Below are 21,839 nucleotides of genomic sequence, written 5' to 3'. Positions count from 1 at the left end.
ACCGTCAGACGATGATGACGCTACGTCAGGCGAACGGCAAGAGGGTCGAAAAGGAAACCCTGTCCTTTTCGGGAAACGGGCATATGCGGGTCTGGGACCAACCGCTAACCTGTCCCAGAAAGGGGAGGTGGACAGGTGGCCGTCGAGCCGACACCGCGGCGACGCCGACTCGGCACGGAGGTCCGGCATGCCCGTCACCGTCTCGAATGGAGCCTGGACGAGGCCGCCGCCAACCTCGGGTACAACAGCGCGTCCACCGTCTCGAAGATCGAGAACGGCACCCAGGGCATCAAGCCGCAGCAGCTCCCGCACTTCTTCGCCGTCCTCGGGATCACCGACCCGAAGGTCCAGGACTTCTGGCGCGAGCTCGTACGCAACGCGCGCGACCCCAACTGGCACCAGGAGTACCCCGGGATCGCGGACGACCCTCTCGGCGACTACCTCGTCAACCTGGAACTCGCCGACGGCCTCTTCATCTGGTCACCGGTGGGAGTCCACGGCCTGCTGCAGCACGACGACTACGAACGGCAGGTGATCCTCGCCGGCCGACCGTCGAAGGGCGAGGAGGACGTCCAGCGGTTCATCACGGTACGCCGCAACTGCCGGCACACCGCCTTCACCCGCAAGACGCCTCTGCCGATCTGGGCCGTCCTGACGGAAGCCCAGCTGCGTCAGGAAGTCGGCGGCCGGACCACGGCCCGAACGCAGGCCCTCCACCTGATCGACCTCGCCCGCGCCCACCCGAACATCGTCATCCAGGTCATCCCGCTGTCCCACGGCGCGCACGCCGGATTCGACGGCCCCTTCATGGCCTGGACCTTCCCCACCGGCCACCACTCCGTCACGATCGAAGGAATGAGGGCCGCTCTCCACCTCACCGACCCCGCAACCGTCGCGGACTACCGCACCATCAGCGACCACCTCAAGACGGACGCGCTGCCGCCGAAGGAATCGCTGGAACTCCTCGCCCGAATCGCCAAGGACCTAACGTGAACCGCCCTCCCGCCGACAGCACCGTCACCGCCGACGAGAAGAACAGCCTCGACCCGGCCTGGGTCGCACACCAGCTGGAACACGCAGCATGGTTCAGCAACAGCACCGGCGGATCCAACTGCGTGGAGGTCGCGTTCCTCGACCACGGCCTGGTGGCCACCCGCGACTCCCTCAACCCGCACCACTCCCCTCAGCTCTACTCCGAGGACGAATGGACGGCCTTCATCGACGGGGCGAAGAACGGCCGGTTCGACCGCAAGGCCACATCTACCTCGTAGCGCCCCGCTGGTGCTGGCCAGCGGCGCCGGCTCGCCATGGAATCGCTGGTCGACTCGACAGAAAACTGGGCCGGGCGAGGGTTGAGCCACCCTCGCCCGACAACCCCGCTGGGGTTGCTGCTTCTACGCCGCTGTGAGCAGGGTGCCCTTTTCCAAGGCGTCGAGGATCGTGGTCTTGATCTCGGGCGGCATCAGGTTCAGCGCACCGACCGCGTCGGAGGTGAGGGGAACCTCTTCGAGGAGGTACTCACCACGGTCGTCACGGGAGAACTCCGGTCCGGTGCGGTCGTCGAAGTTCCAGGTGCTGATGCGAGCGGTGTAGAAGTATTCGGTCTCACCGCGGTCGTTCGTCAGCTCGTAGAAGGGGTCCAGGTCGGTGGCCTCGCCGGCGATCTCCTCGCGGATCTCGCGGAGCAGGGCAGCCTTGTGACTGGTGTCCTCGTCTTCGACGCCGCCGCCGACGAGGACCTGGTACGGGGGGATGCCGGGGCGGATGCGGTTGATGACGAGCATGGTGACGTGGTCGGTGAGCAGGACGGCGCGGACGCGCTGCTTCATGGCGGTGTCCTTCGTGGTGGTCGGGGGTGGGTAGGTCAGTGGGGCATCCAGCCGCCGTCGATGTGCAACGACTGGGCGGTGATGAAGGATGCGGCCGGGCTGGCGAGGAAGGCGATGGCGGCGGCGACGTCGTCGGGTTGGCCCCGGCGGGGGACGCTCTGCCGGGCGATCTGGTCCTCGGGCCGGGCGCGGTGATGCTGGGGGAGGTCGTTCTCGGCGTCGACTTGGATCGCTCCCGGGAGGACAGTGTTCACCGTGATGCCGTGCGGTCCAAGTTCCCTGGCCAGGGAGGTGGTGAGGCCGAGGAGTCCGGCCTTGGCCGTGCTGTAGGCCGTCAGGCCCGCTCGTCCGGTGCGGGCGTTGACGGAGGAGACGTTGAGGATCCGACCCCAGCCCCGTTCGGCCATGGAGGGGGTGAGGGCCCGGCAGGTGCGGTAGTGGGCGGTGAGGTTGATCTCCAGCGCGGCCGCCCAGGCGGCTTCGTCGGTCTCCGCCCAGGACAGGCGCGGGTAGGCGCCGGCGTTGTTGACCAGGATGTCCACCGGGCCGAGTTCGTTGCGGACCTGGGCGGCCAGCATGGCGGCGGCTTCGGGGTCGGTGAGGTCGGCGCTGATCTCGACACCGTCGGCTCCGGCGCGGCGCACAGCGTCCAGGATGGCGCGAGCCTGGCGGATCTGGCCGAAGTGGGCGATGGCGACAGCCGCTCCGGCCGCGGCGAGAGCGCGGGCGGTGGCGGCGCCGATGCCGGTGGCCGCTCCGGTGACCAGGGCCGTGCGGCCTTGCAGGGGGCGGACGGCGAGGGGTTGCTCGATGGCGAGGAGGGTCACGGTCGCTCCAGCAGGGAGGAGGAGAGAGCGGCGGGCAGCGGGTCGGTGCGGGTGAACTGGTCTGCGGCGGACTGGACTTCGGCGAGCTTGGCCAAGACCAGCAGCAGGTCGTCGTCGCCGAGCAGCGCGGGCGGGATCACGCCGAGGATCCGGGCGGTCAGGAACGGTTGTAGGGATTCGAGTTCGCGGCCGGGCGGGAGATGGGCGGCGGCGCCGAGGTCGCCGGCCAGGCGGTGCAGGAGGCGGGTGAGGGCGGCGCGGCGGCCGGGGCCGGTGGGCCATGTGTAGTCGAGGTCGAGGTGGCGGTGGCGGGTGGAGATCTCGGCGTGCCGGATGGCGGGGACGGCAGCCGGGGGCAGGTGCAGGTGCAGGGTGCGGATGTAGGTGTCGCGCTGGTGGAGCGGGACGAGCCAGCCGCCGAGGGCGAGCAGGTACCACAGCAGGTTGGCGATCTCCCCGGCGACGATGTTGCGGCCCGCGTACTCGAAGTCAAGCCAGCACGCCCCGCCAGCGGTTGAGTCGGCGATGTTGGGTTCGGTGGGGTCGCCCTGGGTGAGGGCGGTGCTCCACCGGCCGCCCGGGGCCAGCGCGGTGCGGGCGGCGCGGATCGCGGCGGGGACGTCCAGACTCAGGCGGGTGCCGTTGACGGTGACGGTGTACCCGGCCAGCTCCCGCACGGCGGGCAGCTCCGGACCGCCCGTGATGGTGAGGCCGAGCACCGCATCGAGCCACCAGGTGTCGATGCGGCCCCCAGGCAGGATCCGCTCGGCGTACAGGCCAGGGACGCACTCGGCCAGGGCGGCGGTGCGCCCGCTGGTGGCCACCGCGGCGACCAGGTCGTCGCAGACGGCGTCGACCAGGGCGGTGACCGCGCCGACCGTGGTCGGGTCGTCGTCGGCGGTGGCGATGAGGTCGCCGAGCAGGTGCCGGGCGCGGCCGGAGGCGAACACGTCCTCGTACAGCAGCTCGTCGTGCGCTTCGCCGACCGGGACGCGCGCGTGCAGGACCGGGGCCTGGAGGCGGCCGGCGAGCTGGCGCCAGCCGAACTCCTCCGCCGTCGCCGCGCGGCGGGGCATCCGCTTGCGGAACACCTGCTGCTCGATGGTGTTCACGCCGCCTCCCGGTGGGCGGGCGGCATGGTCTGCGCCCACTGCGCGAGGACCAGCCGCGCGAGTTCGCACGCGGCGGGGCGCTCGTCGCGGACCTTGGCGGGCAGGGCGGCGTCGGTGCCGGTCAGGGCGGCGAGGTCGGCCGGGGCCTCGTCGTCACTGGCGCGCTCCACCCCCTCGAAGCGCAGCAGCACCTTGGCCAGCAGCGCGGTGATCTTGTAGAGGGCCCGCAGGTCGGGCGCGCCCTTGAGGAGCTGGCGGCGGATCTCGACGGCGGCCTGGACGCCGGCCTTCACGCTCGCGGCGACGTCGTCGGCGAGTCGGGGCGCGGGCAGCAGCAGCCCAGGACGCACCCACTGGGGCTGGAGGGCGCCGGACCCGAGCAGGGCGAGCACGTGCAGCAGGCGGGAGGTGACCGCGCCCGCCCGGCACTCGGCGAGGGACAGGACGGTCAAGCCCAGCTTCACCTGCCCGAGTTCGCCCCGCACGCCTTCCAGGACCTGGTGCAACTCGGTTGTGCGGTCGGGCTCGGCGATCACGAACACGTCCAGGTCGCTCCAGCCGTGCTGGTACTTGCCGCGGGCGCCGCTGCCGGTGACGGCCAGCAGCTCGATCAGCGGTTCGCTGCCGCCGGTGGCCCGCTCCAGCAGCACCGTCAAGAACGCCTCCAGCGGCACCGGCAGGCCGAGCGTGTTCACCGGGGTGGCGACCGGCGCGGCCGTCGGCCAGACGGCGTCCAGGGCGATGCGGTCGAGGCGGCGCTCCAGGGCAAGCCGGGAGCCGTTGTTGTCGATCACCCTGTCGGCGATGGTCCGGATCCGCTCCGCGCCGCGGGCCCGCTTGACCTCGTCGCGCACCCGCACGTCCTCGGGGCCCGCGGTGCCACGGTGCATCCGCAGCTCCTCCGTCGCCTCCACGTAGACGACGGACAGCTGATCACCGAGCATCCGGCGCAGCTCGGCGGTGACGTCGTACTCGTGCAGGGACTCGATGGTCAGACGGTTCAGGTAGTGGTGCGCGGCGGTGTAGCGGTCGAGGCCGTCCAGCAGCAGTTCGGCGCGCACCACCGGCGCCAGGGCGTAGGGGTCGCGGATGCCGGCGTGGGCGGCGGCCGTGTCGATCAGGTGGCCGATCTTGAGGCGGTCGTGGCCGTGGCGGGTGCGCAGGTACTCCCCGGTGGTGCTCTTGCCGCTCTCGGAGAGGCCGCCGAGCGCGACCACGTCGACGCCGGGCAGGCACCGGGCAGGCACCGCGGGGTGGTGCGGGTGCAGCAGGCGGCGCAGCTCGTCCTGGACGGCGACGACCGGGCGGCCGGCGACGACGATCACGTCCTCGAAGCGTCCCTGCTCGGCCAGGCGGTGGATCTGCTCGTGCAGGTGGCGCTGGTAGGAGGCGTAGGTGTCGGTGACGCTGGCCTCGTGGGACAGGCTCAGGCGCGTACCGGCCTCGGGGTCCTCGTCGTGCAGCAGCAGGACGCCGTGTTCGCGTGCCTCGGCGGCGCGCAGCTCGTCGGCGAACGGCTCCAGCAGCTGCCGGGCCCGGTCGGCGGCCCGCCGCGCGTCCAGGTCCTCACGGACCGCAGCGGTCGCGGCGAGCGACGCCTCCAGCATCGGCAGGCCCCGGTCCACCAGCCGCAGCGCCGCCCCGTCGGCCGCCGGATGGCGGGAGCGGGCGAGGTAGGAGCAGGCCAGGACATCGGCGACCTCCTCCACCGGCGCGTCCTGCCACCACCACGCGCCCATCCCGCGCTCCACGATCTGCGCCCAGCGCGTCGTGCGCGTCCAGCGGCCCCGCCGGCTCGGCAGCCGGACCGAGGCGGCGCGCCAGGATGCCAAGCTGCTTGGTCTTGCCGGTGTTGTCCGCGCCGCTGACCGCGACCGTCGTCCTGTCGTCCATCCCGAACCTCCGCACGGCAGCCGTTGATTCCCCGGACCGGTCGGGCCCGGAGGAGCGAGTACAGCCCAACCCCGCTGTGGCGTAACAGGGTTCAGCCGTCATGGAGGCGTCATGGAACCTGCCGCGTTTCGCCCCGCGAACACCCGGCGCGGTGCTGAGATGGACGGGTGGACGCGCACCGGCACCAGCACCCGATCGCCGTCGCCAGGGCCGTGACGGACATGTCGCTGGCCGACCTCGCGGCGGCGATGCGGGCCGCCGCACGCCGCCACGACCGCCGCTCCGGCACCACCAAGCAGCAGGTCCACACCTGGGAACAGCCCGACGCGAACCCACCGAGCGCCTGGTCGCAGCAGCTGATGGCCGAAGCGTTCGGCGTCGACCCCGCCCTCGTCCCCCTCCTCGGCTGGCCTTACTGGCTGCCGGGCAACGAGACCCCTCCGATGCTCCTGGGTACGGGAGACACGGTCGCCGCCCTCAGAGAGGCCCAACGCCGCGCCATGCTCAACCGCCGCACCGTCCTCGGACTCGCCCCCACGGTCTTTGTCACCCTCGCCGCCAACTGGGCCACCCTCGACCCCGCCCTCGCCAAGGCCGCCACCGACGGGAAGACGGTCGCACCCGAGTTCGTCGGCTGGCTGGAGACCAGTGTCCAGCAGCTCACCGGGCTGGCGACCCCGGACTGGCGGCACACCGCCCAACTCCTCGACAGCTACTACGACACCGTCGTCGGCCTCCTGGAAGACGCCGCCTACACCGAACCGGTCGGCATCCGCCTGCAACTCCTCGCCTCCTCCCTCGCCCAGACCCTCGGCTGGATCCGTTTCGACCACGAACACCACACCGCCGCCGCCCACTACTGGAACGCCGCCCTCCACGCCGCCCACCACGCAGGCGACACCGACCGCGGCGCCGGAATCCTCTCCGACCTCGCCTACCAGAGCATGTGGCTCGGCAACGGCACCCCGGCCGTCGACGTCCTCGACCACGCCCTGACCCGCACCCAGGACCCCACCGCCCGCTCCCTGCTGAGCCTTCGCAAGGCCCGCGCACACGCCATGACCGGCGAAGCCCGCGCCGCCCGCCGCGCCATCGACGCCGCCGAACACTCGCTCAGCATCGCCACCGGCACACCACCGGCCTGGTGCTCGTGGATGAGCCACGCCGACCTGGCCATCGACACCGGCCGCTGCCTCATCGACCTAGGCGAACCCGGCCCCGCCCACCACCAGATCACCCAAGGCATCGACCTGCTGCCGGCCAGCCGCGACAAGACCCGCGCCGTCTTCCTCACCTACGAGGCGGAAAGCCTGGTCCGCCAGGGCGAGATCGACCACGCCGCTACCACCGCACAGCAGGCTCTCTCGCTCGCCCAGCGTCTTGGCGCCACCCGCTGCCTTCGGCAGATCACTGCCCTCGGCACTGTGTTTCAGCCCTACCGGCAGGCGCCCGGCGTCGACGACTTCCTGAAGACCATCAGCTCCTCTACTTGATCATGCAGGGTCGCTTCTCCTGGCCGGGCTCGCCCCTTCCCGACGGCGCCACCATCGGACGTACTCGCTCGACCCGGAGAAAGCCATCTCACGCGATCAAGCTTCCCTGCGGTGCTTCTTTCCGAAGAACGCCTTCAGAAAGGGGAGTTGACGGGTACGGTCCGAGTTCGAACGTAGTGGAGAGGACGAGCGATGAGTCAGTGGCAGGACTTCACCACGGGCGAGAGGATCAAGATGCTCCGTGGAAAGGAAACCCAAACCAGTCTGGCGGAGCGTAGCGGCTTGTCGAAGCACACGATCCAGAAGGTCGAGCAGGACAAGAACGTGTCGCTGCCGACGCTGCTTCGCCTTGCGGAGGCACTGCATTCGGACGTGTCCGTGATCCTCGGACACCAGGCTCCTCGGCGAGGGATGGGGCGCGACGGCCGCTCGATGCTTCGGGAACTCTCCAGGACTGTCCACGACACCGCTGCGGGCGTGCTCGCCGAACCTGCGGAAGGCGTCTCTCCCGGCCACGCCGATCTTGTCGAGGCTGCTGACCGGATGTGGCGGGTGTACTGGCGCGGGGACTACGCCGAGGCGGGTTCGCTGGTCGTCCCGTTCCTGCAGTCGGTGGCCCTCTTCGCCCAGGCAGCCACAGCCGGCCAGGAAGCGGCTGCGAACGGCCTGTTGTCGGACGCCTTCCGGGCGGCTGGTCTGATCGCCAACTTTCTCGGTGCGAGGGACCTGGCGTACGCCTCGGTCGGACATGCGATCCGGCACGCTGACCTGGCAGCAGACCCGGTACGGCGGAGCATGCTGGGGTCCGCACGGGCACGGGTGCTGCTGCGAGACGCCCGGGTGGAGCAGGCACTTCGGGAAGCCGAAGCCGCAGCGGTGCGTGCAGAGCCGCGGTTCTCCGAGATGGAGCCCGCCTTGCTCGCCGCCTACGGGAAGAACATCATCTTCGCGGCAGTCTCGGCCTCCCGGCTCGGAGACTCCGACCGCGCGGCGGACCTCCTCTCCCAGGCCCATGCCGTGGCCGCACGGTTGGGCCGCGATGTCTTCGGCAACGGGATGCAATACGGGCCGTCCTACGCGGGCGCCCAGGCCGTAGGAATCAACGTCACCCTGGGGAACGCCGGCAAGGCGCTGGAAATCTCCCGGCGGTTCGACGCCTCCGGCCTGACGCAAGCCGCGCACAACCGGATGCAACTGGACATCGCGCTGGCGCAGTGCGACTCGCGCCAGTGGGACACCTCCCTGGACACACTGCTGGAGGTCTGCTCGGCGCACCCCGAGTGGGCCAAGCACCAGGCGATTCCCGGCGTGATCATCGAAAGGGCCAGCCGCGCCGGGAACTCCCGGATCCGGAAGCTGTCTGAGATCCTGGGGACCTCGCCGACCCTCCGGTGAGCACCAGATCCCTCAGCCTGGGAGCGCACGTTGTCCTACCGCGGCCTGATCCTCGACTTCGCCGGAGTCGTGACCACTCCGATCGGCGAGTCCGCGCGGGCATGGTGTGCCAGCGAAGGGCTGCCGGCGGATGCCTGGCGACGAATGCTGGAGGACGATCCGGCGGGCCGGGCGCTGTACGTGGAGCTGGAGCTGGGCCGCATGGAGCAGGCCGAGTGGAACGCTCGGACCGCAGCGCTCATGGGCGTTGCCGGTGAGAACTTGATGGGGCGCGCCCACAGCGGAGTGCGGGCCGTGGCCGAGATGGTGGAGCTGGTGCAACAGGCCCGATCCGCAGGAGTCGTGACTGCCCTGCTGTCGAACAGCTACGGCTTCGACCCCTACCACCCGTACGAGTCGACGGGAGTCTGGAACCTGTTCGACGTGCGAGTCATCAGCGGAATCGAGGGGCTCGCGAAGCCGGACCCGGCGATCTACCAGCGGACGCTGGAACGGATGGGCCTGGCCGGCTCCGACTGCATATTCGTGGACGACCACCGGCAGAACCTGGCACCCGCCGAGGCACTGGGGATCACAACGGTGCTCGCCGACGGCCCCGGAACCGCCGCCCGCGTTGCCCAACTGCTGGGCCTCGATCCCGTGGAGTCGAGCCCGGCCACCCGCGTCTGAGGCCCAATTCGAGGCCGATGGGCAGCAGAGTCCCACGCCCTGTGCGCGAACTGCCACGTGTCGCAACCGGACTCCTACACGCCGTACGACTTCACCCGCCCGCGATCTTCCAAAGTCGTACGGCTCGCCGGTTCGCCTGGACAGGGGTAAGCGGGACAGTAGAGGCATGCCTTCGGATGTACCTCGATCGCCAGGCCGTGTCCCTGTAGCGATCTATATCGCCTCTCCAGGCGGAGACCCGGACGGCGTGTTGGAGGCTCATTGCCGCCAGTACGCAGAAACCCGTGAGTGGGTGGTGGCCGCCGTGTTCACCGACAGAGGTCAGCAACTCCCGCTGAAGGAGCGGGAGGGCTGGCGCGCCGTGGAGGAAGCACTCGCAGCGGGCGCCGCCCGAGGCGTGGTGATGCGGACCCGATCGATGGTGGCCTCCAGCTCCGAGGAATGGGAGCGGTTGGCCGTGGGCCTCGGCGAGCTGGGCTGGTTCCTGGCCGCAGGACTCTTCGACGGGCCGGTTGCACCTCCGGTCCCCGCTACGTCCAGCGGCCAGTCGCCGCTAGGCGCTCAAACGCTCAACACGCCGGGACCGTAGAGGATCTGCGGCTGAATCCATTTGGATCGTGGGCAGTTGATGATCGCCCGCCGCCTGGGAGAACGCAGGACCGTCCGGACGGTACTCGGGCATATCACCAAGCCCTGAACACCACACAGTGACCTGTCATGAACGCGCCCAGAAAGGAGAGCCAGTGATGACCGCGTCTACGTTCCGGCCGGTGTACCACCCCGCAGGATTCGACGTTGAGCTCCAGGGCGCCGTGGACGACCTGGTGCGCGGCCGGTGGATGTCGACGGAGCGGCTGCTGTCCGGGACCGCACGGGCGTCGGGTCTGTGGACGTCGCGTACGCAGGTACTGGCGGTGGCCGCGGCCCGGTCGACGGTGCTCACCGCCTGGGCTCGGGAGCACCCGGCCGCCCCGGGGCTGAACCTCCTGCAGGCGCGGGTGCTGGTCGAGCACGCCCTCCTGGCGGCCGAGGACCGCCGCCCGGAAGCCCGGCAGCTGGAACAGGCGGCCCGTGAGGCGTGCTGGGCGGCAGCGGAGGCGGACCCGCTGGATCCGGTCCCGTGGGTGTGCCTGCTCACCCTGGCCTCGCTGGACCATGGCCAGGACCGTCCCGAGCACCGGGTGTTCTCGGGCGATCCACTGCTGCCGCCCGGTCCGTGGGGGCTGCTCGGGGAGGCGCTCCGGCGCGACCCCGACAGCCGCGAGGCGCACCACCGGATGCTCCGGTACTGGCAGCAGCGCAACCGCGCCGCCGCAGTCGACTTCGTGCACACTGCGGCGGCACGGGCCTCGGCCGGGTCGCCGCTGGCGGCCCTGCATCTGTACGTGTCGGTCGACCAGTACCGCTTCACCCACTACCGGGACGCGCTGGTGCGCCGGCAGTGGCTGCGGGAGCCGCACGTCTCCAACACCCGGCGCGCCTACGAGAGCTGGCTGGCGGCGAAGCCGGGCTCGTGGCCGGTGGCGGACCTGAGCTACCTCGCGCACGCCCTGTGGGCGGGCGTGCGGATGAGCGCGGCCACCGAAGTGTTCACCGCTCTGGGCCAGTTCGCCTCGAAAACTCCGTGGGCACACGTCGCCGATTCACCGGAGAAGGGCGAGGAACTGATGCGGACCGCCCGGCAGCAGGCTCTCGCCGGCCGCGCCACCGCCCTGGCCTGACCTCCCGTCCCACCCCGTCCCGACTTCACCATCCCCCTTCTCTGTATGGAGGTTGTCTCACCATGTCCCCTGCCCACGCCGCGCCGTCGCTCCAGAGCGACGAGGAGCACCTGCGGCGGCTCGGCTACGAGCCCAAGCTGTCGAGACGGATGGGCGAGTTCGGCAACTTCGCCAGCTCCTTCTCCGTGATCAGCATCCTGTCTGGCTGCATGACGATGTTCGCGTTCGGCCTGAACGCCGGCGGTCCGACGGTGATGTTCTGGGGCTGGATCGGCGTCGGCGCGATGGTGATGTTCGTCGGCGCCGCGCTGGCCGAAGTCACCTCCGCCTACCCCACCAGCGGCGCGCTGTTCTACATGGCGCACGCCCTCGGCGGCCCCCGCTGGGGGTTCCTCGTCGGCTGGCTCAACCTCCTCGGCTTGATCGGCGGGATCTGCGGCATCGACTACGGCGCCGCCTCCTTCGTCGGCGCGCTGCTGAACATGCAGTTCGGCTACGAGCCCACGGCGCTGGGCCTGCTGGGCATCTTCGCGGTGATCCTGCTGCTGCACGCGGGGCTGAACCTGCGCGGCGTGCGGCTGGTGTCGGTACTCAACAGCGTCTCGGTCTGGTGGCACCTGGGCGGTGTCGCGCTGATCGTCGGGGCGCTGGCCGTCGTGCCCGACCACCACAACAGCGCCGACTGGCTGGTCGACCACTTCGTCAACAACACCGGCTGGAGCAACCCGATCTACGTCAGCGCGCTCGGCCTGCTGCTGGCGCAGTACACCTTCTCCGGGTACGACGCCTCCGCGCACATGTCGGAAGAGACCACGAAGGCGTCCATCGCGGCGCCGAGGGGGATCGTCCGCTCGATCTGGGTGTCCTGGATCGCGGGCGCGGTGCTGCTGGCCGGCCTGGTGCTCGCCATCGGCGACTACGACACCGTCCTCAACTCCCCGACGGGCGTGCCGCCCGCGCAGATCTTCCTCGACGCGCTCGGCCCGGCCGGGGCGAAGGCGCTGCTGCTGGTGGTGATCGTGGCGCAGCTTTTCTGCGGCAACGCGGAGACCGCGGCCAGTTCCCGGATGGTGTTCGCGTTCGCGCGGGACAAGGGACTGCCCGGATCGGAGATGTGGAGCCGGGTCTCGGAGCGCACCGGTACGCCGGTGGCGGGGGTGTGGCTGTCGGTGGTTGCGGCGTTCGTGCTGGCGCTGCCGTCGCTGTGGTCGCCGGTCGCCTACGGGGCGGTGACCGCCATCAACGTCGTGGGCATGACCCCGGCGTACGCGGTGCCCGTCTACCTGCGGCTGCGCAAGGGCAGCCCGTTCCGGCCCGGACCGTGGAACCTGGGCCGCCGGGGGCGGCTGGTCGGGTGGATCGCGGTGGGCTGGGTGGCGCTGGTGACGGTGCTGGTGTGCCTGCCGCAGTCCTACCCGGTGAACGTCTCCACGTTCAACTACGCGCCCGTCGCGGCCGTTGCGGCGCTGGCTCTGGCGGCGCTGTGGTGGCGGAGGCGGGGCCGGTACGACTACGCGCCGCCCGTGCAGCAGTCGGCCGAACTGGTCGAGCTGTCCGAGGAGGTCGTGTGAGCGCGCCGGGGCCCGAGGGCCCGCTGGTGGACCTGATCGACGGTGGCGGCGTCGACTCGGTGATGGTCGCGGTGGCGGACGTGCAGGGCCGGTTGAAGGGGAAGTTGTTCGGCGCCGGCACCCTTCGGGCGCGCCTGGGGCGGGAGCCGGTCTCCAGCGAGGTGTGCGGCTACCTGCTGGGCACGGACCTGGGCATGACGCCCGCCGAGCGCGGGACGTGGTCGTGGGAGTCCGGGTTCGGCGACATCGAACTGGCCTGGCACGTGGAGCGGGCGCGGCTCCTGCCGTGGCTGCCGGGCACCGCCCTGGTGTGGGCGACGCCGCTGCGGGACGGCCTGCCGCACCCCCTGTCCCCGGCGGGCGTCCTCTCCCAGCAGGCGGCCGGGCTCCTCGGGATGGGCCTGACTCCGATGGTCGGGCTGGAGTGCGAGTTCGTGCTGGTCGAGGGCAGTGAGCGGGACGCCGAGCGCTCGGGGTGGCGTCCGCGCCCGGCGACGCTCGGCAACCTGGACTACGCGCTCGACCTGCCGGGGAACGTCGCCGCCTTCCTGCGGGAGCTGCGGCGGGTGCTCGCGGAGGCGGGCCTGCCGGTCGAGGCGCTGAAGCTGGAGGGCGCGCCGGGCCAGGTGGAGGTCACCTTCCCCTTCGGGCCGGTGGCGCGTGCGTGCGAGCAGCACTTGCTGTTCAAGCACGCCGCCCGGGTGGTGGCCGAGCGGCACGGGATGTCTGCGCTGTTCATGGCGGCCCCGTTCACCGGCACCGGCTCGGGTCTGCACCTGCACCTGTCGCTGCACCGACTGGACGGTGGTGCGTCCGTGTTCGCCCCCGGCGGCGGTGAGGAGCTGCTGTCCGAGACGGGTCGGCAGGCGGTCGCGGGGCTGCTGGACGTGCTGCCGGTGACCGGGCCGATGTGGGCGCCGACCGTGAACTCCTACCGGCGTCTGGCCCGCGACCACGGCTTCGCGCCGAGGCGGGCGACGTGGGGGTGGGACAACCGCTCCTGCGCGGTGCGGGTGGTCGGCCACGGCAGCAGCCGGCGTCTGGAGGTGCGGGTGCCGGGCGCGGACGCCAACCCGCATCTCGCGGTGGCCGCGGCCCTCGCCGGTATCCGGCACGGCATCTCGGACGGTCTGGTGCCGCCCGAGCCCGCCCGCGGCGACTCCTACCAGGACGCGAAGGCGTGGCGTCTGCCGCGCGATCTCGCCTCGGCGGTGCGGGAGTTCGAGACGGACCGGACGATAGCCGAGCTGTTCGATGTGCCGCCAGTCGCGCACCTGGCCGCTCTCGCCCGCCTCGAACTGGACCACCACGCCCCGCTGGTGAGCCCGGCCGAGATCGCCCGCGGCTTCGCCCAGTCCTGAGCACCGGCCCGGCCGCGCACCTCCCCGGCGGCCCGGCCGGGCCGGACCACCCCCTTCCCCTGTTCAGCACGTTCAGCACGTTGGAGAGCAGCATGGCCACCACCGCAACGCCTACCGCCGCCGTCGGCACGGAGCCCGACCCCGCCGGCCTTCCCGCTGTCCTGTCGGTGGTGCACCTGGTCGGCATCACCGAAGCGGGCATGGAGGGCCTGGCCCTGCACCTGGCCGGGCGCGGCGCGCGGGTGAGCGGCAGTGCCCACTCCGACGAGGTGGGTGGGCGCGTCGCGGACCGGCTCCGGGCCGCCGGGGTGAGCGTGCAGGGCCAGCTGGCGGAGGCCGAGGTCGGCGAGTTGAGCGCGATGGTGTGGTCGCGGGCTGTCGCCCGCCCGCACCCCGAACTGGACGCGGCCCTCTCACACCGCGTCCCGGTGCTCGCCCGCAGCCACGCCCTCGCGCTGACCTGCGCCGAGTTCGACGGCGGCAGCGGGCTGGCGGCGGTGTGGGGCAGCCACAGCACCGCGACGGCCTCGGCCGCGCTCGCCCACCTCCTCGACGACGGCCGCACCGGCTGGATCCTCAACACCCCTGCCCCCGACGCTCCGGCCGGGCATCACGGCGCCGCCCGCCTGGTCGTCGACTTCTCGCCCGACACCGCCACCCACGAGACCGTCCCCGCCTCCCCGGCCTACCTTCCGCCCGGTGCCCTGGCCCGTCCCACTCCGGCTCCCGCCGCGATGCTGATCACCGCCATCGACCCCACCGCGCCGCACCACGAGGACCTGCCCGCGGCGCTGGCGATGGCCGAGCACCAGGCCCGCACCGCGAGCACCGTCGTCGTCCCGGACATCGCGTGGTGGAACAAGCCGCTGACGTTCCTACGCGAGCGGCTGGCCGACCGGGTAGGCCCGGAGGTGGTCACCGTCGGGTACTCCTCCCGATGCGGCGTGCGGATCACCGAGCTGGAGAGGGTCGACGGCGGCGGCTACTGGGCGGAACTGCGCTACGGGAAGACCAAGGTCCGTTCGGTGGTGCCCGCGACCGGCCTTCACCACGCGGTGATGGCGACTTGCGCGGTGGCCACCGCCCTCGTACTGGGCGAGGACCCCGACGCTCTCGCCCAGCGCCTGGCGCGCTTCGGCGGCGTCGAGGGGTCGATGCAGCGCCTGGGCACCCGGCGCGGCGTCACCGTGGTGCGCTCGCGGGCCCGCCACGTCTCCGAGGTCGCCCGCGACCTGCAGGCCGCCGGCGAACTCGCCGACCGGGGCAGCGTGATCGCGGTGCTGGAGCCCGACGGCTATGCCCGCACCCGCGTCCAAGCGGACTCCCTCGGCGCCGCGCTGGACCGCGGCCACCGTGCCGTGCTGCTGCCGGTGGCCGCAGGGCTGCCTGTCCTCGACGTCGAGGACCCGCTGGAGGCGGTAGCGGCGGCGGCCCGCAAGAGCCTGCCCGCCGAGCGGGTGCACACCGTCCGCACCGGCCCGAGCTCACCGAGCGCCGAGGAGATCGTCGCCGGCCACGCGAAGGACGGCGACGTGGTCCTGGTCATCGGCACCCACCGGGCACCCGCCGTCGCCGAGCGCCTGCTCGCCCTCCTCGACACCACCCCCTGACCGCCCCTCACCGGCAAGGAGACCACGTGCTCACCGACCGCCCCCTCCACAACCTCGACGCCGACCAAGCCGACCTGGTCCGGCACATCGTCACCGGCACCACCCGCAGAACCCTGCGAGCCCAGCTCGGCCTCGACGACGTCGACGCCGCCATCGCCGACCTGCACGCCGCCACCGGCACGAGGAACACCGTCCACCTGGCGGCCTGGGCGACGGCCTGCGGGATCGTGACCGACCAGTCGTACACGGCGCCGGCCGGTCGGCCGCACCTCACCCGCCGGCACCGGCAGGTCCTCGACGCGCTCGTCGCCGGGGCCGACGACCTGGAGATCAGCCAGGAGCTGGGCGTCGCCCCGGCCACCCTGCGCACCTACATCAAGACGATCACCCACCAGTTCGGCGCCGCCGGACGCACCCAGCTGGCCGTCGCCGCCGTGCTCAGCGGAACGGTCCTCCTGTCCGTGATCATGCCGGGCTGGCCGAACGAGCCGCTGCCCGCCGCCCGCGCCGGAGCGAGTGCCGCGTGAACGCGCCCCGCCCCACCCGCCGTGCCGCGACGGCCATCGTCTGCTTCCTCCTCGGCACGGGTACCGGCGGCGCTGGAGCGTTCCTCGTCGAACACCGCGACCAGGCTCGGCCAGCCTGGCTGGGCCTGTTCACGGCCGGTGTCCTGGCTGCGGCGGCGGGCACCGAATGGCTCTTTCGCCGCCGAGTGCCGCAAGCCCTCACCACCCCGTACCACCAGCACGAAACCCATGGCGGCCGTCCGGGTCAGGGCCGCACCCGCACCACCACCCGCCGGTGGCGTCGATGAGAGAGATCTTCGCCGAAGAGTCCCAGGTCGCACCGTACGAGTCCGACGAGCTGTTCCGACGCCTGCTGCGGACGCATCCGGGCGTGGTCGTCAGCGCCCGCGCGCTGCTCAGCGCCGCCCCGTTCGCCTCGCGCGTCCAGCTACCGCCGCTGGTCCGGCTCCTGGCGCACGCCCGCAAGGCCGGCCTTCCCGTGCTGCTGCGCGGGGCGGACCAGGCCCGGTCGGTGCGCGCGGAGTACAGGCGCCGCGGACTGCAGCAGCTGTGGACCGAGGTGCTGGAGGAGGACGAGCGGCCGGAGCAGCCTCCGCTTCAGCGGGGTGCGGTGACGGTGGTGGTGCCCGAGGAGGCGGCCGAGTTCGTCGTCCCGGTGCCGGGGCTGCTGGCCAGCGTCTGCGGCCGAATGATCGGTGCGCCCCAGCACCCCGTGCCGGCGTCGCCGCTCATACAGGCGATGCTCGTCCTGGCCGTGGCGGGCCGAACGATGGAGGAGATCGCGCAGCGGTCCCACTACACCCGCGCCGCCGTGCTCGAAGCCCTCAACTCGTTGGCGGAGAGCCGTGGATGCCGCAGGCCGGCACACCTGGTGGGCCACGACGTGCTGGACGGCTACCTGGACCCGGCCATGGCCGTACGAGCGGCCCTCGCGCCTCCCAGAGACCCGCGGCCCGACGACCTCGACGTCCTGATCGCCGCCATCGACAGCACGCTGGCCCAGGCGGCGCGCCACCTGGGCCTCAACCGCAACGTAGCGGAGGACCGCCGGAACGCAGCGGTCAAGGCCCTGGGCGCCCGCACCTCTGAGCAGGCGGTCGCAATCGGGCTGGCGATCCGCGCCATCCCCGAGGACGCCATCCCGCACCGCGACGCCTACCTCAAGCCGGACCGGACCACCGCCCGGCTGTCGGGCTTCGTCGACGCACTGCACTGACCCGAATCCTCCGCAAACCCCGTTCCCACGAAGAAGAGATGACACCCCACCACCCGAATCAGCCGCCCACCGGAACCGCCCTCGCGCCGACCGCCCCCGGGCAGTCAGTCGGGCCCGTTCCCGCCCGACGCGGCCTGCACTACATCGAGGCACCGGCCCCCTACCTGCCCGACGGCAGTCCGGCGCTCTACCTGTTCGGGAAGACCGTCGACTGCCCAGACTGGCAGCTGGCGGCGGTGCGGCTGCTGCGGGAACTGGGCTGGACCGGCACGGTGCTCAACCCAAGGCCCTCGCTCAACCCCACCGGAAGTCCCTACGACGCCTGGCGGCCCTTCGGCTGGCAGGAGCGCAACGTCCCCAAGTGCTCCGCCGTCCTGTTCTGGAACGCGATCACCGCCGACCGGATCCTTTCCGTCTACACGGCCGGTCTGCTCGCCGAGCCGGGCACCGTCGTGGTCGTCGGCAGCGATCCGGCCGACACCCTTCCCGCCACCGTCCACGCCGCCCTCGCGGCCCTCGCCGACCGCGCCGCCCGGCGTTGACCGGCCCCCCGACAGCAACTCCCGCCCAAGTACAGGACCTCCTCCATGACCACCCGCACCTCCGCGGCCCCGGCCCGCATCGAGGACCACGCCCTCCTCGGCAACTGCCGCACCGCCGCCCTGGCCGCTCCCGACGGCACGGTCGACTGGCTGTGCATGCCCGGTTTCGACTCGCCCGCGGTGTTCACCTCCCTGCTCAGCGACGCCCCCGAGAAGCACGGCTTCTGGCGGGTGGGGCCCGCCGTGATCGACACCGCGCCGCCGAGCGCCGACTCGCGGCGCTACGTGGGCTCCAGCACGGTGCTGGAGCAGACCTGGCACACCCTCACCGGCACGCTCACCGTCACCGACTTCCTGGTCGCGCCCGACGCCACCGGCTACGCGCCCGCGCAGCTGATGCGGATCGCCGCGTGCACCGAGGGCAGCGTCACCGTCGCCTCCGAGATCGCGGTGCGGCCCGGCTACGGCGCGAACACCCCCGTGCTTCGCCCCGTCGCCTACGGCACCCCGCGGATCCAGTTCGCCGACGGGGCCGACACCTACTGGCTCGACGGCGCCTTCCACTTCAACCTCTACGGCCGCCACTACGCCGAGGAGGCCCTCGAAGCCGGCCAGCAGCGGGTGTTCGCGCTGACCTGGTGCGCCGCCGGCGACCCGGTGCCGACTCCGCCGACCGGCCTCGAACTGGACGCCACGCTGGCCTGGTGGGAGGAGTGGGCGAGCGCCTGTACCTACACCGGCCCCTACCGGGACGCCGCGCTGCGCTCCCTGGTCACGCTCAAGGCCATGCAGGACCTCGCCACCGGGGCGTTCGTCGCCGCCCCCACCACCAGCCTGCCCGAACGCCTCCTGCGCGGCCTGCCCGGCACCGCCGCGCCGGACGAAGAGCAGGAGTGGAGGACCTGGGACTACCGGTTCTTCTGGCCGCGCGACACCGCCTGGTACGTCCGCGCCTTCCTGGACTACGGGTTCGTCGAGGAGGCCCTGGCCTGGCGCGAGTGGATCCTCACCCACACCGACCCGGCCGCCCTGCGCCCGCTCTACCGGCTCGACGGGTCAACCGACACCGCGGAGCGGACTCTGGACCACCTGCCCGGCCACCTCGGCGTCGCCCGCCCCGTGCGCGTCGGCAACGGCGCCGACGGCCAGCTCCAGCTCGACGTCCCCGGCGAACTCCTCGACACCCTCTGGGAGATGGAGCTGCACGGCCTGCCCGGTGGCCCCGATGTGGTCGAGTACGCGCTCCGGCTCGCCCTCCAGGTCGAGCAGACGTGGCACCTGCGCGACTGCGGGATGTGGGAGAGCCGCGGCACCCCGCAGCACTACACCTCCTCCCGGATCTGGTGCTGGGTCGCCCTGGACCGCGCGGTGAAGCTGCTGCGCCGCTACGGCGCCCACCTGGCCACCGCGCAGCGCCTGGAGGTCCTGGCGGTGTACGTGCGGATCACCGTCCGGGAGGCCGGGGCCGACCCGCGGCGGAGCACCCTCACCCAGGTCTGCGGCGGCACCGACCTGGACGCCTCCGTCCTGCACGCGCTCACCACCGGCCTCCTCGACCCCGCTGACCCGCTCGCCACCGGCACCGTCGAAGCCGTCGCCCGTGAACTCGGCGCGGGCCCCTTCGGCCTCGTCGAGCGCTACCCCACCCACGAGAACGCGGCCAACATCGACGGACTGCCCGGCCACGAGGGCACCTTCCTCCCGTGCACCGCCTGGCTGGCCTCCGCCCGCGCCCTGACCGGCGATACCGAAGGGGCCCGCGAGAGCATCGAGGTGTTGCTGGGCATCCGCACCGACCTGGGCCTGCTGCCCGAGCAGGCCGACTCCCTCGACCGGCGCCACCAGGGCAACTTCCCGCAGGGCATGAGCCACGAGGCACTGCTCGCCGCCCTGTTGGACCTCCAGGCCGCCCAGCACAGCACCGCCCCGCGGGAGCTGGCCCTCGCGCAGGCCGCGTCGTGAGCACGCCGTTCGTGCCGGACGGACCGGTGGCCGACGTGCTCGCCCGCCTCCCGCTGACCCCGCGGACCAGGTGGACCGCGCCGCCGCTGCACCAGCGAGTCACCGATCTGCTCACCCGCGCCCGCCGCGCCTCCAGCAAGAGAAGCACGGTCAGCGCCGGCAACGTTCTCCAGCAGGCCGCCGTGCTACTGGCCGACCTCGGCCGCCTGCCGGAGGCCATCGAGCTGAGCGCGGCACACACCCGGCTGTGCACCGCGCGCCGGCCGCTGACCGCGGAAGCGGCCCGGCGGGCGCTGGCGCCGCAGGGAACGGCCGCCGCCCTGCTGGTGCGCGCCGGCCGGGCCGAGGACGCCCTGGTCCTGCTCTCCGAGATCACCCGGGCCCTGGCCGAGGACGACGCCGCGGCCCTGCCCCACGGGCCGCTGCCGCTGGCCCAGCTCACCGCCGCCGACGACGACCGCGAGGACGTCGGCGGCTGGTGGGCCGCCGTCCAGGCCGAGCACGGCGCCCGCGCCCTGGCCCTTGAGGGCCGCTGGGCGCAGGCCCACTTCCACACCAAGACCGCCCGCGGGGCAAGCCCGCAGTCCGGCCTGCTCGATGCCCGTCAGATCGCCATCGTCGCCATGGCCGCCGAGGGCCGCACCGACCTGGCCCGGTCCCTGATCGACGGCACCCGGCTCCTCGCCCCGTGGGAGCGCGTCGTCGCGGCCCTGCTGCGCGTCCTGTGCGCGCTGATCGGCCAGGACACCAGCAGCGACCAGGTGCTCGTGCTGCTGGACGCGATGTTCAGCGCCCACGACGCCATCGAGCCCCGCTGCCACGACCCGTTGTGGGACACCGAGTTGTGGCTCGCCCTTGTCGACGTGGCCGCGGCGGCGGGCAGACCGGCCGACGGCCTGCACCGCTACGTCGCCGACTGGGCCCGTTCCTCCCGCGACGGCTACAGCGCCGCCGCCCTCCTCGAACACCGCCTCGCCCAGCACCTGGACGGGGAGGACCGGGCCGCGCTCACCCGCATCGCCGACGCCGCGGGCCTCGGCGCCAAGCCGGTGCCGGCCAGGACCGGCTCCCGCCTGGCCGAAGCGATCCGCCTCGCCACCGCCACCCTGGCCGCCGGGTAACCGGCCGTCCCGATCACCACCGCGAAGGATTCACATGGCTACCGCCCAATCCGTCCTCGAACACGTCAACGCCAACCTCCAACACGGCCGTCACCTGCGCGAGTTCGTGGACTGGGTGCAGCAGCGCGAGCAGACCAGCGGCGTGCGCGCCCGCTTGCTCACCCTCCAGGAACTCCAGGAAGGGCAGGGTGAGGAGGTGGCCGAGCGCCTCGGGCTCGTCTACGTCCCGGCGCCCGAGAACCGGCGGCCGGGCAGCCGCAACGCCCTCTTCTACGACGCCGAGCTGTTCGCCCCGGACCCGGAGTGGATCCCGGTGCCGACCATGATCCGGCACCGCCCCGCCACCGCGAAGCTCTACATGCGCGATTCCGTCACCGGGGACCTCAGCCGGCGCAAGCTGATCGTGGCCTCCGTGCACGCCAAATACTCCGACCCCAACGCCCGGGAGGCCCAGGCGCGCGAGCTGTCGGAACTCTTCAAGGACCTGCGGGTCGGCTTCGCCAGCGGTGACTGGAACGACTGGTCGCAGGGCCGCGCGCCGCTCACGCTGGACAACGTCGCCGACCGGGCGTGGGCGCAGAACCGCTCGGTGCTCGGCCAGGACGGGGTGTGGCGGCCCGACGACCGCTGCGACCGGATCCTGCGCTACGGCGGCATGATCGACCTGGGACGCTACGCGGACAGTGAACTCGGCCAGCGATGCGCCTACCTCCCCACCACCCAGCACGGCCCGAACAAGGACCGCCAGCGGGTGCCCAAGGCGGACTGCCCGCCCGCCGGCCTGAGCCCCATCGACCGCACTTACGGCACAGGCGAGTGCCTGTCCGCCTTCCTCGGGGCCGAGACCGTCGATGAGCCTGCCACCCGGGCCCTGTCCGACCACCTCGTCACGACCACCTCCTGGAACCTCGACGCCCTGCGGGAGGTGCTGAACCGCGAGGTGAACGCCGTCCGCCACTGACACCCCGCCGAGCTGTCCGCACAAACGTC

21 protein-coding genes are annotated in these 21,839 nt (G+C 72.3%); 17 read left to right on the top strand and 4 right to left on the bottom strand.

Annotation, left to right across the window (positions count from 1 at the left end; all coding sequences use genetic code 11):
* Window positions 1-135 precede the first annotated feature (135 nt).
* Together BX266_RS26655 and BX266_RS26650 are read left to right on the top strand one after the other, a co-directional pair.
* Window positions 136-993: a helix-turn-helix transcriptional regulator gene (locus tag BX266_RS26655; RefSeq protein WP_099903847.1), complete on the top strand. Its 858-nt coding sequence runs from the start codon at window positions 136-138 to the stop codon at window positions 991-993.
* The gene (locus BX266_RS26650) at window positions 990-1,271 is read left to right on the top strand and encodes a DUF397 domain-containing protein (RefSeq protein ID WP_259464862.1); all 282 of its coding nucleotides are present in this window, start codon (window positions 990-992) and stop codon (window positions 1,269-1,271) included. Before BX266_RS26655 ends, BX266_RS26650 begins: the two co-directional genes overlap by 4 nt.
* 123 nt (window positions 1,272-1,394) lie before the next feature.
* Here BX266_RS26650 and BX266_RS26645 read toward each other — a convergent pair whose 3' ends face one another.
* Genes BX266_RS26645 through BX266_RS26635 form a run of 4 tightly spaced genes read right to left on the bottom strand, consistent with a single transcriptional unit; the run spans window position 1,395 to window position 5,600 of the window.
* The gene (locus BX266_RS26645) at window positions 1,395-1,829 is read right to left on the bottom strand and encodes an NUDIX domain-containing protein (RefSeq protein ID WP_099903845.1); all 435 of its coding nucleotides are present in this window, start codon (window positions 1,827-1,829) and stop codon (window positions 1,395-1,397) included.
* A gap of 35 nt (window positions 1,830-1,864) precedes the next feature.
* Window positions 1,865-2,656 carry an SDR family NAD(P)-dependent oxidoreductase gene (locus tag BX266_RS26640; protein WP_180290622.1) on the bottom strand — a complete coding sequence of 264 codons (792 nt, stop codon included), beginning with the start codon at window positions 2,654-2,656 and terminating at the stop codon, window positions 1,865-1,867.
* On the bottom strand, window positions 2,653-3,768 hold the full coding sequence (locus BX266_RS38880) for a hypothetical protein (protein WP_180290621.1): 1,116 nt from the start codon (window positions 3,766-3,768) through the stop codon (window positions 2,653-2,655). Before BX266_RS38880 ends, BX266_RS26640 begins: the two co-directional genes overlap by 4 nt.
* Window positions 3,765-5,600: a nucleotidyltransferase domain-containing protein gene (locus tag BX266_RS26635; protein WP_259464861.1), complete on the bottom strand. Its 1,836-nt coding sequence runs from the start codon at window positions 5,598-5,600 to the stop codon at window positions 3,765-3,767. The genes BX266_RS38880 and BX266_RS26635 overlap by 4 nt, the downstream gene beginning before the upstream one ends.
* A gap of 228 nt (window positions 5,601-5,828) precedes the next feature.
* Here BX266_RS26635 and BX266_RS26630 point away from each other — a divergent pair, with 228 nt between their 5' ends.
* From BX266_RS26630 to BX266_RS26565, 15 genes are all read left to right on the top strand, one after another.
* Window positions 5,829-7,154 (top strand): hypothetical protein, encoded by a 1,326-nt coding sequence (locus BX266_RS26630; protein WP_099903843.1) that lies wholly within the window; start codon window positions 5,829-5,831, stop codon window positions 7,152-7,154.
* A 192-nt stretch (window positions 7,155-7,346) separates the two neighbouring features.
* Window positions 7,347-8,549, top strand: a complete 1,203-nt coding sequence (locus BX266_RS26625) for a helix-turn-helix transcriptional regulator (protein ID WP_099903841.1) — start codon at window positions 7,347-7,349, stop codon at window positions 8,547-8,549.
* 30 nt (window positions 8,550-8,579) lie between these two features.
* Window positions 8,580-9,218: an HAD-IA family hydrolase gene (locus BX266_RS26620; protein ID WP_099903839.1), complete on the top strand. Its 639-nt coding sequence runs from the start codon at window positions 8,580-8,582 to the stop codon at window positions 9,216-9,218.
* 304 nt (window positions 9,219-9,522) lie between these two features.
* Window positions 9,523-9,807, top strand: coding sequence for a hypothetical protein (locus BX266_RS26615; RefSeq protein WP_147437106.1), 285 nt, complete (start codon window positions 9,523-9,525; stop codon window positions 9,805-9,807).
* A gap of 157 nt (window positions 9,808-9,964) precedes the next feature.
* Window positions 9,965-10,939 (top strand): hypothetical protein, encoded by a 975-nt coding sequence (locus BX266_RS26610; RefSeq protein ID WP_099903835.1) that lies wholly within the window; start codon window positions 9,965-9,967, stop codon window positions 10,937-10,939.
* A gap of 62 nt (window positions 10,940-11,001) precedes the next feature.
* Entirely contained in the window at window positions 11,002-12,510 is a 1,509-nt protein-coding gene (locus BX266_RS26605; RefSeq protein WP_099903833.1) for an amino acid permease, read from the top strand.
* Window positions 12,507-13,871, top strand: a complete 1,365-nt coding sequence (locus BX266_RS26600; RefSeq protein ID WP_099903831.1) for a glutamine synthetase family protein — start codon at window positions 12,507-12,509, stop codon at window positions 13,869-13,871. The genes BX266_RS26605 and BX266_RS26600 overlap by 4 nt, the downstream gene beginning before the upstream one ends.
* Before the next feature lie 92 nt (window positions 13,872-13,963).
* A complete protein-coding gene (locus tag BX266_RS26595; protein ID WP_099903829.1) occupies window positions 13,964-15,481 on the top strand; it encodes a Mur ligase domain-containing protein in 1,518 nt (505 codons plus the stop codon).
* Between the two features lie 26 nt (window positions 15,482-15,507).
* Window positions 15,508-16,008, top strand: coding sequence for a helix-turn-helix transcriptional regulator (locus BX266_RS38875; protein ID WP_180290620.1), 501 nt, complete (start codon window positions 15,508-15,510; stop codon window positions 16,006-16,008).
* Window positions 16,005-16,295, top strand: coding sequence for a hypothetical protein (locus BX266_RS38870; protein ID WP_180290619.1), 291 nt, complete (start codon window positions 16,005-16,007; stop codon window positions 16,293-16,295). The genes BX266_RS38875 and BX266_RS38870 overlap by 4 nt, the downstream gene beginning before the upstream one ends.
* Window positions 16,292-17,224, top strand: a complete 933-nt coding sequence (locus BX266_RS26585; protein WP_120314400.1) for a hypothetical protein — start codon at window positions 16,292-16,294, stop codon at window positions 17,222-17,224. Before BX266_RS38870 ends, BX266_RS26585 begins: the two co-directional genes overlap by 4 nt.
* A gap of 38 nt (window positions 17,225-17,262) precedes the next feature.
* A complete protein-coding gene (locus BX266_RS40960; protein WP_099903827.1) occupies window positions 17,263-17,766 on the top strand; it encodes a hypothetical protein in 504 nt (167 codons plus the stop codon).
* A 45-nt stretch (window positions 17,767-17,811) separates the two neighbouring features.
* Entirely contained in the window at window positions 17,812-19,728 is a 1,917-nt protein-coding gene (locus BX266_RS26575; RefSeq protein WP_099903825.1) for a glycoside hydrolase family 15 protein, read from the top strand.
* Window positions 19,725-20,849 (top strand): hypothetical protein, encoded by a 1,125-nt coding sequence (locus BX266_RS26570; RefSeq protein ID WP_099903823.1) that lies wholly within the window; start codon window positions 19,725-19,727, stop codon window positions 20,847-20,849. Before BX266_RS26575 ends, BX266_RS26570 begins: the two co-directional genes overlap by 4 nt.
* Window positions 20,850-20,883: 34 nt before the next feature.
* Window positions 20,884-21,810, top strand: coding sequence for a hypothetical protein (locus BX266_RS26565; RefSeq protein ID WP_099903821.1), 927 nt, complete (start codon window positions 20,884-20,886; stop codon window positions 21,808-21,810).
* Window positions 21,811-21,839: the final 29 nt, after the last annotated feature.

Origin of the sequence: Streptomyces sp. TLI_171 (genome assembly GCF_003610255.1) — a bacterium.
Classification (GTDB): domain Bacteria; phylum Actinomycetota; class Actinomycetes; order Streptomycetales; family Streptomycetaceae; genus Kitasatospora.
This window is presented reverse-complemented; position numbering and strand designations above follow the sequence as displayed.

Coding starts and splice junctions, on each gene's coding strand:
- BX266_RS26645 (WP_099903845.1), bottom strand. CDS start 1,829: ATGAAGCAGCGCGTCCGCGCCGTCCTGCTCACCGACCACGTCACCATG.
- BX266_RS26625 (WP_099903841.1), top strand. CDS start 7,347: ATGAGTCAGTGGCAGGACTTCACCACGGGCGAGAGGATCAAGATGCTC.
- BX266_RS26610 (WP_099903835.1), top strand. CDS start 9,965: ATGACCGCGTCTACGTTCCGGCCGGTGTACCACCCCGCAGGATTCGAC.
- BX266_RS26605 (WP_099903833.1), top strand. CDS start 11,002: ATGTCCCCTGCCCACGCCGCGCCGTCGCTCCAGAGCGACGAGGAGCAC.
- BX266_RS26595 (WP_099903829.1), top strand. CDS start 13,964: ATGGCCACCACCGCAACGCCTACCGCCGCCGTCGGCACGGAGCCCGAC.
- BX266_RS26585 (WP_120314400.1), top strand. CDS start 16,292: ATGAGAGAGATCTTCGCCGAAGAGTCCCAGGTCGCACCGTACGAGTCC.
- BX266_RS40960 (WP_099903827.1), top strand. CDS start 17,263: ATGACACCCCACCACCCGAATCAGCCGCCCACCGGAACCGCCCTCGCG.
- BX266_RS26575 (WP_099903825.1), top strand. CDS start 17,812: ATGACCACCCGCACCTCCGCGGCCCCGGCCCGCATCGAGGACCACGCC.
- BX266_RS26565 (WP_099903821.1), top strand. CDS start 20,884: ATGGCTACCGCCCAATCCGTCCTCGAACACGTCAACGCCAACCTCCAA.